Genomic DNA, 13994 nt, shown 5'->3' on the forward strand with positions numbered 1-13994 from the left:
CTGAGTAAACTCCGACAGCTCACACACTTTTTAAAGCAAGACAGCACTGACCAAGGATGAACAAACACATGTCTTTAGTTTCGAAAACGCTGGAAGAGATGATTAACGAGATTTACCAGGACGGTAGGGTTTCAGTCGTTGAATACAAAAAGCTGCGTGATGATGCAGATCGCCGTATGGACGCTGTCGTCCGCGAGTTCGGCCAGCACAACAATTTGACCGCCCTTCAAAAAGCGATGGATGTAGTCATGCAATTGACGCAAACGTCCATCATCGATGCCAAAAAAGCCAAACTGACCGATACAGGAGAGGCCCTCGTCAAGGATGCCGTATTTGCACAGGTCGAGTACTTGCGCGCCGGTACTCATCTGGCACTAAAGCTGTTGTAACGCTTCAACCTCCGTCCGGCCCACAGACATCAAGCCCGGGCCGGACACCATAACCGAGTGTTCCTGGCGTACACACCACAGGCTCTACGCAAAAAAACTACACGCAACCACTATTCTGTGTAACGCCGCTGATCCAGTATGGCGCGTACCCCAATTAACGGGACCACGCTGAAAAGGATCTGAGCATGTTCAAACTTGCAGGACTCACCCTCGCGGCCCTCACCCTGAGCGCCGCCGCCCATGCCGATGTCGACCTGAAACTGGGCAGTACCGAACGCGTCACCCGCCTGTTCGCTTACCCCAACAACTGCAACGTGATCTGCTTTCGCAACTGGACGCTGGAGCAAACGGTCGAGCATTACCTGACTCAAAGCGTGCAGCGCGATGGTTACAGCACGGCGAAAGTGCTGGTCAAAACCGATAACAATCAGCTCTATGCCGAAATCAGCGGCGTGCCCCATGGCTATGAAAAACCGTTGGCGGCGCTGCTCGATGCCGGTGATCTGGCCTATACCGGCGCCAGCAAGCTGAATGCCGATGGCAAGTGGGCTTACAGCTGGTATCTGTTTCTGCCACTGGGCATGGCCTTGGAAAACCGCAAAAGCATTGAACTGTTGCACTTCCCACCCGACTATTCGTTGACCCAGGCTCAGGATTACCTGCGATCCGCCACCACCGATCGCTGGGCCACGCTGCTGACTGTCAACGGCATCCCGGCCGCTCAGACGCCGGGCTACCAGACCATCATCGACATCGCACCGATTGCCGCACCGTCCAGCGCCGGCAAGGATCTGGAAGGCGTCTACGACTACTTCAAGGACTACCAGACCACCATGGTCAAGCAACTCAGCCAGAACGCCAGTGGTGCGGCGTTGCCGATGGTCGCCTTTGGCGCGCCGGTGCGTAACTGGATCAAGCAGCAATACGGGCCGACCGTGAACGTGCTGGGCCTGGTCAGCATCAGTCCGAGCGACGGGGTAAAAGTGCCAGTGCTGGGTTCCAACCACCCAAGCTACATTTGGTACGCCGCCGACCCGGAAAGCTATACCGCCAAAGATGCCCAGGCCAAGGCGGACGCGGCTGGCCTTAAAGTCATGGGGCAGGATTTGAGTGCCGCGTGCTGGCAGGCCGCCATGGGGCGCCAACCGGACACTAATCCCGACCTTGAACTGAGAACCTGCACCCAAAACTGGCAAGTGGCCAACACAGAAGAAACTTGCCGGCTGTTCTACACCTCGATCCGCAACCTGACGCCTGACAAAGCCGTGGCCAAGTGCGCAACGGCACCGATCAAATCTCAGCTCAAACAGCTGAAAGCACCGATCCCCGAAACGGCGATCCCTGCCCCGGCCCTGTAAAACGATGAACGGCCGGTCTACTGTCACTTATGACAGTAGACCGGCCGTTTCATTTGCGAGAGGCTTGAATCGCACCCATGTGCTGCAGAGCTGACAGGATCGTCAGCTGATGGAGGTCGCAGCACCCAGCCAACAAGGATCGTTATGAAAACCCACGCCCCGCACGAGACGCTGGCACACCCTCCCGATGGGATTTATCCATTTGCGGAGCTGCCCGTTCGCCTTGGATTCCCCTCCAGGGCCGACTTCGAGATTATCGACAACACCCACGGATCGGCGGCAGCTGTCGCCGTACTTCGGGATTTTCCACGCATCAGCCGAATTTGCCGGGCGTCGGGGCACCTGCTGCCTTATCGCTGTCGGCATACCCGGCAACTGGCCCATGGCATCCATGTCTACGACCCGCGCTTCTGCGGGCTGCTGCGACACTCCTGCGACCCAAACGTATTTCTCGACATGAGCGAGCTGTGGTTGTGGGCGCTGAAGGACATCAAAAAAGGCGATCAACTGACGATGGACTACGCCACCACCGAAGACAAACTCATGCGTCAGTTCGCCTGCCAGTGCGGTTCGTTCGACTGCCGTGGCTGGATCACCGGCTACGATGAACCGCCGAACGCCGACGGCCAGTTGTTTCTTCAACACTGGCGCCGGCGAAGTCTATGCTGAAGGGCGTTACAACGCCTCGACCGGACGCAGACGGTATTGCGGCGGCAACTGCTCGAAACCGCTGATGGTGGCGTTCAGGCTTTTCCAGCGACCGTCCTTGATGCCATAGATGCAGCCGTGGACAGACAGGCTCTGCCCGCGGTGCCAGGCGTTTTGCACAATACTGGTGTGCCCGACGTTGGCCACTTGCTGGATTACGTTGTATTCGCAGAGGCGGTCGACCCGCTCTTCTTCAGTGGGCAATTTGGCGAGCTCTTCGCGCTTTTCATAATAGAGATCGCGAATCGAGCGCAGCCAGCCGTCGATCAGGCCCAACTGACGGTCCTGCATTGAGGCGCGCACGCCGCCGCAGCCATAGTGGCCGGTCACGAGGATGTGTTTGACCTTCAGCACGTCGACCGCGTACTGAATCACCGACAGGCAGTTGAGGTCGGTGTGCAGCACTACGTTGGCCACATTGCGGTGTACAAACAGATCGCCTGGCAGCATGCCAACGATCTCGTTCGCCGGCACCCGGGCGTCGGAGCAACCGATCCACAAGTATTCCGGGGTTTGCTGACGGGCCAGCTTGGCGAAGAAATCAGGATCTTCTTTGGTGATCGCGTCAGCCCAGCGCTCGTTGTTATCAATCAGATCTTGTAATTCGTTCATGCAATGAAGCCTCGAGAATGGTGCGCTTCTATGACAGACAACCCTCTGTCGGGGTCACGCGCCAGATGCAGATACCCGGTTTTCCATGCCGGAGGAATTCTCAGCTGCCCAGGGGGTCCACCGTAGTAAGGCCTACAGTATGAGGAATTACCATGACTGAATCACGACGTCCGTACGATGCGGCGCAACCCGGGCCCATCGATGACAACGAAGACCGCATGGGTTCGATGCATGAGCTGGATTTCGACGAGGAAGAACCCAGCGCCAAAATCGGCGACGAGCTGACGCAATCGGAGCGTGAACGCCTGATGCCTCGCGAACGCGTACGTGAAGCCGGCATGACCGGGGCCTCGACCGATGACCATGAGTCTACCGACGACGACATGAGCCCGGAAACCCTGATCCGTGAAGACGGCGCACGGGACGCCCACGAAGCGGGTGAAGGTGGCCAGGCCGACTGGGATTTGAGCATTGTCGATGAAGACGACATCGGCGGGGGGAATGGGCTGGATGAAGAGGAACTGGCGCGGCGGGATCCGATGGACGGTAATCGTTGATCTCTAGCGCCTGACAAGCCGCCTTCGCGAGCAAGTCGAATCGTCGCACCGCCGCTCCCACATTGATTCCAGTCGATCACAGCATTCGTGTACGACACCGATTCAATGTGGGAGCGGCGGTGCGACGATTCGACTTGCTCGCGAAGCTTTTAAAACAGCTCAATCGACGAGGGTACAGGCCATTACAACCGCATCTTCACGCCCACCCACCGCCGGGTAGTAATCGCGCCGCCGACCAATCTCGTTAAACCCATAACGCTCATACAACTTGAACGCGCCACGGTTGCTGTCGCGCACTTCCAGAAAACACTCCCGCGCCTTGGCGTCATACGCCCGGGACATCAAATGCTCCAGCAACGTCAAGCCCAGGCCACGGCCCTGGTTCTCCGGTTTGACGGTGATGTTCAGCAGATGCGCTTCATCAAGGATGATCTGCACCACCCCGTGACCGACCTGCTGCTGGCCTTCAAACATCAGCCATATCTGATATTTACCCAGCCCATCGAGAAAAATCCCGCGAGTCCAGGGATGGCTGTAAGCCGCGTATTCGATTTTCAGTACAGCGTCCAGGTCCGCCTCGGTCATCGGGCGGAACGATACAGCGTCACTCATTCGATTCTTTCCAACGCGCCATCAGCCGACGCATGGCTTGCCAGACATCAGCCTTACGCTGTGGCTCTTCCATTAATAATTCCAGACCCGGCAGGGCCCAGACCGAGCCCAGGCCTTCGACCTGGAGTTCACGGTTGAAGGATTCGGCGTTCGCCTCACCGGCGAAACGCACCGCCGGCAGGCCGATCAGCCACACGCAGACACACGGTGCGTCTTCCAGCCGGGCCGAGAGGAAACCTTGCACGAAGTCGCGAGCCGCTTCCGGGCCTTGATCCATGGTGCCCCGAGACAACAGCGGCCAACGCACCGGCTCGCCGACGATCTGCGGGCTGTCCGGCAGACCGGCGGCGCGCAGCATGTCTTTGAGCAACAGATAGGCAGGGTCGCGGGTCTGGAACGATTCGCCTGTGGGTAACTCCACCAACAGCAGGCAACGCCCGGCCCGCAGCAATTGCAGGGCGAAACGCGGTGGCGGCACGACGGGCGCCCTGGCCACGACCGGAACGGCCTCTTCTTCAACCTTGGCATTCGTGCGCGTGCTGGCCAGCGATGGCCGTGGCACCTCGATTTTCACCCGTTCGGCCGGTTTGACCAGCGGTTCCACCGGCGAATCAGCCACAGGCGCGGGCGCAACCGGAGCAACCGGCGCGACGACCAACGGCTCGGGCATCTCCAGCAGCTCAGGGCGCGAGGGCGCAGCAAAGGGCAATTCGGTGCGCGGCAGCCAGTTGACCACCTGCATGGCGGTCAAATAAGCGCGACGACGGGACTCGATAAGCAAAGGTCGGCCACTTGTGGATAACTAAAGTGCGGTGATTCTACCGCCCTTCGCTCAAGATCGCCCACGCTTGATCGATAGAAAGCCAACTGTCCGTCCCGAGAGTGAATCGCAACGGGCGTGATGCAGTACAATCGCGACTTTTAATCGCCAACCAGCCGGCCATTCCGATGATCGAACCCAAGCGCGTCTTGCGCGCCCTCGCTGAACACTGGGCACTTCTGGAGCCACTGTGCGAGCACTTCGACCAAGGCACTCTGAGCCTCAACGAATTGCGTTCACAGTTGGCCGCCCAGCAACTCGACAGTACGCCGCAGGACATCACCAGCCTGCTGGACGTGTGGATCCGCCTCGACATTCTGGTTCCCGTGGCGAAAAGCCCGAACCGTTTCGAGCTCAATGCGCAGATCCACGACTTCCTCGCCTACCTGCGCCGTGAGCACCGTCTGGGCCTGTGCCTGGAGATCGAAGCCTATCTGCGCCATCTCGAGCGCCTGGCCGGTTATATCCAGGACGCCTTCGACATCCGCGACGGCCACGACCTGGCGCGCCAGTTGCGCCTGCTCGACATGCGCGTACGGGACGTGTTGAAGAAACTCGCCAACGACGAACAGGCCCTGGTGGCCGTCGCCGAGCGCGCCAAGACCAGCGACCGGCAGATTCCCCTGCGTCAGCGTTACGCTGAAGTACTGGCGACCTGGGACGAATACGTCGAGCCGATGATTCAGTTGGTGAACGCCGACGGCGCCTTCGAACAAGGCGTGCGCAAGGTCGAGAACGTTCTGCTGAAGATGCTCACGGAGCAGCAGCGCCTCGGCCATCTGGTCGATGACGACATGCTGCTGCGCACCCACGCGCGCATCCTCGAAATGCAGACCAGCGCCCAGCTGACGCTGCGTCATGCTCGCGAGCTGTTGCTGCCGCTGCGCGAAGAAGCCCGTCGGCACAACGCCGTGACCCGTGGCGCGGCGCTGGCCTTGTCGGCCATTCGTCGCAAAGGCATTGATGCGGTGCCACAAGCGGCGATGCCGATGTTCACCCGCCCGCAAAGCACCTTCCTCGGCAGCGCCAGTCAGGTCGAAGCCTACGTTTACGCCCTGGCGCGTTTCGAGCCGAAACCGGCGCGTTTCCCCAAGGCCCACAAGACGCAGAAAGGCGAAGCGCCGCGCGCGCCACGTACGGTTCGGGAAATGCTCGAACGCTGCGAAGACGCCCTGCCGATGCCGGACCTGATGACCTGGCTGCTGGAGCAAGAGCCGGACGGCGCCACCGACGAATTGCTTTATTGGTTCTCGCGCCTGTCGCGGGAAAAACGCTTCACACGCGAGCGTCTGGAACGCCGCGACTACCACACTCACGAGCATCAGGTCAGCCTGCGCTCCTTCGCCCTGCTCTCGGCCCGCGACACCGCCGCCGAGGATTCTGCGAGCACCCCACATGCATCTTGATCTAAACGAACTGTCCCAGCTGGCGCCGATCTTTCGCGAGCTGTTCAAGGGCTACCACGTCAGCCGCCGCGACCCGGAGCTGTACGCGCAACTGTCGAATTTCCAGGACCAGTACCGCACGCTGTTCAAGGCACTCGGCTTTGAACTGGTCTGCGACACCCGTGGTTTCTACTACTTCGTGCCGGACCTCGCGGCGGCAGCGGTGAACAAGACCGCGCAACGTCTGGCGCTGTTCACCTTCATCCTCGTCGAACATCTGGCCGATCAGGGCCGTGACCCGGTCGCCGTGCTCGACGGTGGCAGCCTCGGCCGCGATGAGTTGCCATCGCTGCTGGAGAAATACCGCGACCTGTTTATCCAGGCCGAAGTGCAGACCGTCGAAGAACTTGAAGAAAAAATCATGCGCCGCATGACTCAGCTCGGTTTTGCCGGTGAAGAAAACGGCATCTACCGTTTCCTGCCGCCGATGCACCGTTTCCTCGATGTCTGCCTGTCGGTCCAGCAGGATCGTGATCTGGCGGCCAGCCTGCACAGCGTGTTGCCTCTGCCGGTGCCGGTTCTGATCGACGACGACAGCGACGAAAAGCTGCTGCAAACTGATGATCCGCTAGACCTCAGTGACTTCGAAGAAGAAAGCGAAGAAGACGCCATGGCCCGCGCCATCGCTGAAGAACAGGAGACCGACGCATGAGCAAGGAACGCTACGGCATTCGCCGCTTTGCCCTTTTGAACACCGCCGGTTACAGCCTCGGCCTGTTCCCGCTGGAAGAACCGTTGTCGGTTTACGGCGCGAACAACCTCGGTAAATCCGCCTCGATCAACGCCTTGCAGTTCCCGATCCTGGCGCGCATGTCGGACATGAGTTTCGGCAAGTACAGCCTGGAACAATCCCGTCGTTTCTACTTCGCCTCGGACACCAGTTACATCCTGGTCGAAGTCTCGCTGCCCCACGGTCCTCATGTGATCGGTGTGGTCGGTCGCGGCCCGGGCGGTGGTTTCGGTCACCAGTTCTTTGCCTACGCCGGCAAACTGGATCTGGCCCATTACCAGAAAAACGACACCTGCCTGCGTCAGAAAGAATTGTTCACCAACCTTGAGCGCGAAGGCCTGAAAGCCTACGAACTCAAGCCGGATGAACTGCGTCGCTTGCTGGTCGGCGGCCACACCTCGATCCCGCTGGACCTGACGCTGATCCCGCTGCGCTCCACCAGCGAGCAGAGCCTCAAGACGTTCCGCGCACTGTTCATCAACCTGCTGCACATGCGCGAAATCACCGCGGCCAAGCTCAAGCAGCTGTTTCTCGATGCGTTCGAACACAGCCTGCGTTCCGGTAGCGTCGACTACATCGCCGCGTGCGAAGAAGCGTTCCGCGATGTACGACGCATGGAGCAGGACTACAACTCGCTGGTCACTGCCGGCCCATTGGTCGAAGCCCTTGCGGCAGGCGTGACCCAGCGCAATATCCTGCGCGGCAAACTGCACCGGATCTCGCCGCTGCTCGACTCCCTGCTCGGCACCTGGTCGGACTACGCCAGTGCACGCAAGGAAGAGCTGACGATTCAGGCCGAGCACTACCGCAACGAGCAGGACGCGCTGCAAAACGATCAGCGTGGCGGCACTCAAGAGCTGATGCGCCTGGAGCGGGAAATCACCGGCATCCAGCGCTGGCTCGGCGAGTTGTCGGTGCTCAAGCATCGCTTCGCGCTGGTCGATGACGTCAAAGTCCTGGAGCAGCAACTGCTCGCGGCCAAGGACGCGCACGATGAACTGGCGGGTGCGCTGGCGCAGTCGCGACAGTTCAGCGCCGAAGATTTGGAAGAGCGTCTGCGGGATCTGGAAAAACGCCTGAAGTCGGTCAAGCAGCAACTCGATCACGCCGACAACAACAGCTATGCCCGTCTGCGCGAGGAGTTCTCGCAACAGGATGTCGAGCGCCTGATGCGTTTGTTCAACAGCGCGTTGTTCAGCCTGCCGCTGGGTGAGCACGGTATTACGCTGGACGAGGACGGTCAGTGGGTCAAATCCATGGAGCTGATTCTCGATGGCTTCAAAGGCGAGCGCTTCGAAGTACCGGGCCTGTCCATCGACATCTCGCACATCGAGCCGCCGGCGCTGCAAGCCTTGGCTGACCGCGCGGCATTACGCGATCAGAAAGAGCGTCTGGACAAAGAACTCAAGCAACTGAAAACCCAACAGGCCGTGGCCGCCGACCGCGCCGCAAGCAAGACCCAGACCGAAGCGCTGTACCAGCAAGTGCTGGATGCGCAGAAAGCGCTGGAAGATTTCCGCCGCGCGCAAACCCTGAGCGCCGAGGAAGGCGACAAGCTGGAACAGCTGGCGCAGATGGAAGCGGCGCAGGACGAGTTGAAGCGTTCCAGCGACGCCTTCACCGAACGCGTCCAGCAACTGTCGGCCAAACTGCAACTGGTCGGCCGGCAGATCGGCGACATGGAAGCCAAGCAACGCACCCTCGACGACGCCCTGCGCCGCCGTCAGCTGCTGCCCGCAGATCTGCCGTTCGGTACACCGTTCATGGACCCGATCGACGATTCCATGGACAACCTGCTGCCGCTGCTCAATGACTATCAGGACAGCTGGCAGGGTTTGCAGCGCAGCGATGGTCAGATCGAGGCGCTGTACGCTCAGGTCCGCCTCAAGGGTGTGGCCAAGTTCGACAGCGAAGACGACATGGAGCGTCGCCTGCAACTGCTGATCAACGCTTACGCACACCGCACCGACGAAGCCCTGACCCTTGGCAAGGCCCGTCGTGCGGCCGTTACCGACATCGCCCGGACCCTGCGCAACATCCGCAGCGACTACGACAGCCTTGAACATCAACTGGCGCTGTTCAACCGCGAGATCAACAAGCGTCAGGTCTCCAACCTGCAGAGTTTCCGCATCGTGCTCGCGCCGAACAAAGAAGCGCTCAAGCACATCGACCAGATCATCCACAGTGCCGGCCAGTACGAAGAAGGTGAAACCCTTTCGGTCTTCGACCTGAGCCAAAGCGCCGATCAGGACAACAAGAACGAAGAAGCCAAGGAATACCTGGCGCGGCTGGTGGCGGCTAACCACAATCAGCTCGGCCTCAAGGACCTGTTCGAGCTGGCGTTCGAGATCACCAAGGTCAACGGCCAGCCGGTGATTCACACCGACATCGACGGCGCGGCGTCCAACGGCACCACGATGACCATCAAGGCGCTGACCAACATGTACTTGTTGCTGCACTTGATGGACCGCGACCAGGCCGGTCGCGTGCGCCTGCCGTACTACCTCGACGAGGCAGCGGACATCGACGAGAAGAACCAGGCAGCGCTGCTGGAAACCAGCCTGCAACTGGGCTTCGTACCGATCCTGGCGAGTGTGAAGCCGCAGGTCTGCGCCAGTGTCGCCATCGACCTGGAAGGTGGCAGCGGGCCGAACGGGATCTACATCGACGAGGCGGACTGGAAGTACATTCGTCGTCACGATGAGGTGAAGGCTGCCGTTAATGTTGAAGCGGACGAGCCGGAGCTGGATGCCGTCTGATTTGCATTAATCGAAGGCAATAAAAAGGCCGCGATCCAATGGATCGCGGCCTTTTTATTTGTGGGTACATTCTTGAAGCTGAGTGAACTTGAGGGCCTCTTCGCGAGCAAGCCCGCTCCCACATGGATCGGTGTCATACACAAAATCTGTAAATGACACTGACCACTGTGGGAGCGGGCTTGCTCGCGAAGGCGTCATCACTGACGCAATAACTACTTGCCGATCGAAATCTTCGGCGCCCAAGTCAGCCATTCGTCTTCGAACTTATCGAACAGCGGGAACGTCTGCTCAGCTAGCGCCGGACTGCCCATGCGCTCGCCGTCCGGCGTGGCGAAAGCGATACCGCCCTGAATCAGCGTCTCCAGCGATTCGGTACGCATCGTAGCCCCTTTGAACAAGCCGTAATCAAAGCCAAAACCACTGGAGTTCCAGAAACGCGTACCGCTGCGCACCAACGGCGCGTATTTCGGCTCGATCAAGATGTGGACCAACACACGGTCCGCCGTCTGGCCGAGTTCATAGCCTGTCACCTTGCCCACGGTGATTTCGCGGTAGGTGACCGGCACACCCGTTTTCAGCGAACCACGGCGGGCAGCGCTCAACACCAGACTCAATCCGGCCTCTTGTTTAGCGGCTTCCGGCGGATTGGCCAGGGCCACGAAGTTCTTCTGCGGGCCGAGGTTTTTCGCGGCGGGTTGCACTTCGATGTATTGGCCAGTGACCAGCGTTTCGAGGTTGGATGTCTTGATCAGACCCAGTTCAGGTTTGACCACCCAGAACTGACTGCCGACCCGAGCGATACGCTCCGGCACTTCGGTGATTCGTGCAGTCAGCAGCACCGATTGCAGGTCATCGCTGAGGTCGACGTCTTCAATCTTGCCAACATCCAGGCCTTTGAATCGAATCGGTGTGCCGCTGCGCAAGCCATCGGCGCGATCAACCCTGATCGTTACGACGGCGCCTTTTTGCGTTGCCTCATCATGACTGGCGAACAAACGGAAACGCGGAATCCGCTTCTGCAATGGCGCCTTGGCTTCCGGGGTTTCAAACGCAATACCGCCAGCCATCAGGCTTTGCAGCGACTCACTTTTGACCTGGATTCCACCGGTCAACCCGCCGGTCAGCGTGATGCCACTGGCATTCCAGAACCGTGTCGAGGCGTTGACCAGCCCTTCGTATTCTTTCTCGATATGCACACCAATCACCAACTGCTTTTTGGTGCGTGAGAACTGATAGCTCTGGACCGATCCGACCTTGACCTGTTTGTAGAGAATCGGGCTGCCGACCTCCAGCGAACCGAGGTTTTCGGTGAACAGCACCAGGTGCAATCCTGGCGCACGCAAGTCAAGCGGCGGTGCCTTCGGCCGAGCCACAAACTCACGCTGCGGTGCGGCACCTTTGTCTCCAGGACGCACGGCGATGTAGTTACCTTTGACCAACGCTTCGAGGCCGGTGATACCGGCAAGCGAGATCGACGGTTTGACCACCCAGAATTGGGTGCCTTCGACCAGGTAATCTTCAGCCAGAGGATCGAGGGTCAATTCGGCGGTGGCACTGGATAGATCAGGATCGATCTTGAGCGCTTTCAGATTGCCGACCTGGATGCCTTTGTACATCACCGGTGTGCGTCCCGCCTGCATGCCTTCGAAGTCGCTGAGTTTGACCTTGACCCGAATACCGGCGGCGGCTGCATCGAAATCTTCGTAGAGACGGAACGGTAGACTCGGGTCGGTGGGAGGACTGTCCTTGCGGTTCTCCGGCGTGGCAAACGCTATACCGCCAGCGACAATGCTCGCCAGGGACTCGCTACGCACCTTCACACCTGACAGGTTGGCGTCGATGCTGATGCCGCTGGCGTTCCAGAAACGCGTGTGCTTGCGCACCAGTTTGGCGTAGGTGGGCTCGATGAAAACTTTGAGTTCGACGGTGCTTTGGTCTTCGGACAGCAGATAGCTTTTGATCTGGCCAACCTTGATCTGCTTATAGAACACAGGGCTACCGCGATTGAGTGAACCGAGACGATCAGCCTTGATGGTCAGGTGCAGACCGGGCTGGGCGTCCGACAGCGGTGGCTCTTCGGCCAAGGCTTTGAACTTGCGAGTCGGCTCACCCTCGCCCGGGCTTACCGCCACGTAGTTACCCGAGACCAGCGTCTCCAGGCCAGTGATGCCGGCCAGCGTCACGCTCGGCTTGACCAGCCAGAAACGGGTGCTGGTCCGCAGGTACGGCTCCACGTCCTTATTCATCTCGATGGTAGCGATTACGCCTTTGGAGTTGCCTTCGTCATCGAGTTTGAGGGTCTTTACCTTACCCACCGACATGCCTTTGTAAACGACTTCGGTCTTGTTGGCCTGAATGCCTTCACCACTTTCGAAACGCACCTGAATTTCGATACCGGTCTCGTTGTAGGCACGCCAGCCGAGCCAACCGCCGATGATCAAGGCAATCAGGGGCAACACCCAAATAGCTGACCAGTTCGAGGCCGGTCGGGTTTTTGCTGTAGGCAAATCAGTCATGGTCGTCGTCCGACTCCGTGTTATCCCAAATCAGTCGGGGATCGAAAGTTACTGCGGCAAGCATTGTCAGAATCACCACACTGGCGAAAGCGATGGCGCCAAGATTGGCTTCGACGCTGGCAAGCCGTCCGAAATTCACAACCGCCACCAGGATGGCGATCACAAAAATATCGAGCATTGACCAGCGGCCAATGAACTCAATAAATCGGTACATCCAAATGCGTTGGCGAGCCGACAGTGGCTGGCGGCGCTGCACGGAAAACAGCAGCAGTGCGATGCCCACCAATTTGAACGTCGGTACCAGAATGCTGGCAATAAAAACCACGGCGGCGATGGGGATCATGCCGTGTTGAACCAGTTGGATCACACCGGACATGATCGTGCTGGGATCGCCCTGTCCCAGTGAACTGACGGTCATGATCGGCAACACGTTGGCCGGGATGTAGAGCACCGCAGCGGTCACCAGCAACGCCCAGGTACGCATCACGCTGTTCGGGCGACGGGCGTGAACCAGCGCACCGCATCGGGTGCAGACCTGCTCGTCGGTGTCGGCTTCCTGCTTGTTCAATTCATGGCATTCGGCGCAAATCAGAATGCCTGCATCAATCGCCCGCATGGGCATCCTCTCCTGATAAAGCCTGCCAGATCTGATGGGGCGACATCACAACCTCCAACCAGACCTGAACCAACAACAAACCGATAAAGCACGCCAGGCCAAGCCCGACGGTAATTGCTGCCATATCTGCCAGTTTGACGATCGCCACCAGTACGCCCATAAGGTAGACCTCGAGCATCCCCCAATCGCGTAAATGGTGATAAATGCGGTAGAGCAATAGGCCGTAACTGCGTCCGATATCAAAACGAATACTCAGCAGTACAACCAGTTGGCAAAGCAACTTGAGCAGCGGAATTCCCATGCTGCAGAGAAACACCACGACTGCAACGCCCTGCATTCCGGTATCGAACAAGCCAACAACGCCGCTCCAGACGGTGTCGTTCGATGACTGTCCGAGTAGATGGAGCTGCATGATGGGTAAAAAGTTCGCCGGGATATACAACAACAGAGCAGCGAGCACCAAAGCGAGACTGCGCTGTACGACGTTATGCCGATGGGCGTAGAGCTCGTAGCCGCAGCGCGGACAGAGGGCTTTCTCGCCATGGGCGAGTTCGGGCTTGCGCATCAGCAAGTCGCACTCATGACACGCTACCAAGTCGTCCAGCGGTAATTCTGACAGCCCTGGGGCGTCAACCGGATCTGGCATAAAGGCTCTGGCTCCGAAAAAGTTGGACCTATTCTAGTGTCATGGATCGAAAATAACTGTGCAAATTTGTGCTTTAACTGAACGCAACTTTCCTGCGGACAAAACAAAACCCCTACCTGCATACGCAGATAGGGGTTTCGGAATTTAATCTTGACGATGACCTACTCTCACATGGGGAAACCCCACACTACCATCGGCGATGCATCGTTTCACTGCTGAGTTCGGG

The 13994-nt window shown here is 59.0% G+C and carries 13 protein-coding genes; 7 read left to right on the forward strand and 6 right to left on the reverse strand.

Annotated elements, in window-relative coordinates:
* The first annotated feature begins 68 nt into the window (after positions 1–68).
* The 3 genes from KW848_RS21730 to KW848_RS21740 all read left to right on the forward strand — a co-directional run bounded on the left by KW848_RS21730 (position 69) and on the right by KW848_RS21740 (position 2416).
* Positions 69–389: a hypothetical protein gene (locus tag KW848_RS21730; RefSeq protein ID WP_192406171.1), complete on the forward strand. Its 321-nt coding sequence runs from the start codon at positions 69–71 to the stop codon at positions 387–389.
* 185 nt (positions 390–574) lie between these two features.
* The gene (locus KW848_RS21735; protein ID WP_218538015.1) at positions 575–1747 is read left to right on the forward strand and encodes a hypothetical protein; all 1173 of its coding nucleotides are present in this window, start codon (positions 575–577) and stop codon (positions 1745–1747) included.
* A 144-nt stretch (positions 1748–1891) separates the two neighbouring features.
* Positions 1892–2416, forward strand: coding sequence for an SET domain-containing protein-lysine N-methyltransferase (locus KW848_RS21740; RefSeq protein WP_218538016.1), 525 nt, complete (start codon positions 1892–1894; stop codon positions 2414–2416).
* A gap of 6 nt (positions 2417–2422) precedes the next feature.
* Here KW848_RS21740 and can read toward each other — a convergent pair whose 3' ends face one another.
* Positions 2423–3067: a carbonate dehydratase gene (can, locus tag KW848_RS21745; protein ID WP_008145531.1), complete on the reverse strand. Its 645-nt coding sequence runs from the start codon at positions 3065–3067 to the stop codon at positions 2423–2425.
* Positions 3068–3219: 152 nt separating this feature from the next.
* Here can and KW848_RS21750 point away from each other — a divergent pair, with 152 nt between their 5' ends.
* The gene (locus tag KW848_RS21750) at positions 3220–3624 is read left to right on the forward strand and encodes a serine kinase/phosphatase (protein ID WP_218538017.1); all 405 of its coding nucleotides are present in this window, start codon (positions 3220–3222) and stop codon (positions 3622–3624) included.
* Between the two features lie 159 nt (positions 3625–3783).
* On the opposite strand, the gene rimI is transcribed toward KW848_RS21750, so the two are convergent.
* Both rimI and KW848_RS21760 read right to left on the reverse strand, forming a co-directional pair.
* Positions 3784–4236: a ribosomal protein S18-alanine N-acetyltransferase gene (gene rimI, locus KW848_RS21755; RefSeq protein WP_008145534.1), complete on the reverse strand. Its 453-nt coding sequence runs from the start codon at positions 4234–4236 to the stop codon at positions 3784–3786.
* Positions 4229–4978, reverse strand: a complete 750-nt coding sequence (locus tag KW848_RS21760; RefSeq protein ID WP_218538022.1) for an energy transducer TonB — start codon at positions 4976–4978, stop codon at positions 4229–4231. Before KW848_RS21760 ends, rimI begins: the two co-directional genes overlap by 8 nt.
* 206 nt (positions 4979–5184) lie before the next feature.
* Here KW848_RS21760 and mksB point away from each other — a divergent pair, with 206 nt between their 5' ends.
* The 3 genes from mksB to mksF are packed head-to-tail and all read left to right on the forward strand — an operon-like array spanning position 5185 to position 9990.
* Positions 5185–6462, forward strand: coding sequence for an Mks condensin complex protein MksB (gene mksB, locus KW848_RS21765; RefSeq protein WP_162556247.1), 1278 nt, complete (start codon positions 5185–5187; stop codon positions 6460–6462).
* Entirely contained in the window at positions 6452–7153 is a 702-nt protein-coding gene (gene mksE, locus KW848_RS21770; RefSeq protein ID WP_038981553.1) for an Mks condensin complex protein MksE, read from the forward strand. The genes mksB and mksE overlap by 11 nt, the downstream gene beginning before the upstream one ends.
* Positions 7150–9990 carry an Mks condensin complex protein MksF gene (gene mksF, locus KW848_RS21775; RefSeq protein WP_111451245.1) on the forward strand — a complete coding sequence of 947 codons (2841 nt, stop codon included), beginning with the start codon at positions 7150–7152 and terminating at the stop codon, positions 9988–9990. Before mksE ends, mksF begins: the two co-directional genes overlap by 4 nt.
* Before the next feature lie 212 nt (positions 9991–10202).
* Here mksF and KW848_RS21780 read toward each other — a convergent pair whose 3' ends face one another.
* Genes KW848_RS21780 through KW848_RS21790 form a run of 3 tightly spaced genes read right to left on the reverse strand, consistent with a single transcriptional unit; the run spans position 10203 to position 13768 of the window.
* Positions 10203–12506 carry a PqiB family protein gene (locus KW848_RS21780; RefSeq protein ID WP_218538018.1) on the reverse strand — a complete coding sequence of 768 codons (2304 nt, stop codon included), beginning with the start codon at positions 12504–12506 and terminating at the stop codon, positions 10203–10205.
* On the reverse strand, positions 12499–13122 hold the full coding sequence (locus KW848_RS21785; RefSeq protein WP_008145542.1) for a paraquat-inducible protein A: 624 nt from the start codon (positions 13120–13122) through the stop codon (positions 12499–12501). The genes KW848_RS21780 and KW848_RS21785 overlap by 8 nt, the downstream gene beginning before the upstream one ends.
* The gene (locus tag KW848_RS21790) at positions 13109–13768 is read right to left on the reverse strand and encodes a paraquat-inducible protein A (protein WP_111451243.1); all 660 of its coding nucleotides are present in this window, start codon (positions 13766–13768) and stop codon (positions 13109–13111) included. Before KW848_RS21790 ends, KW848_RS21785 begins: the two co-directional genes overlap by 14 nt.
* Positions 13769–13994 lie beyond the last annotated feature (226 nt).

This window comes from Pseudomonas sp. PDM25 (assembly GCF_019219045.1).
Taxonomy (GTDB): domain Bacteria; phylum Pseudomonadota; class Gammaproteobacteria; order Pseudomonadales; family Pseudomonadaceae; genus Aquipseudomonas.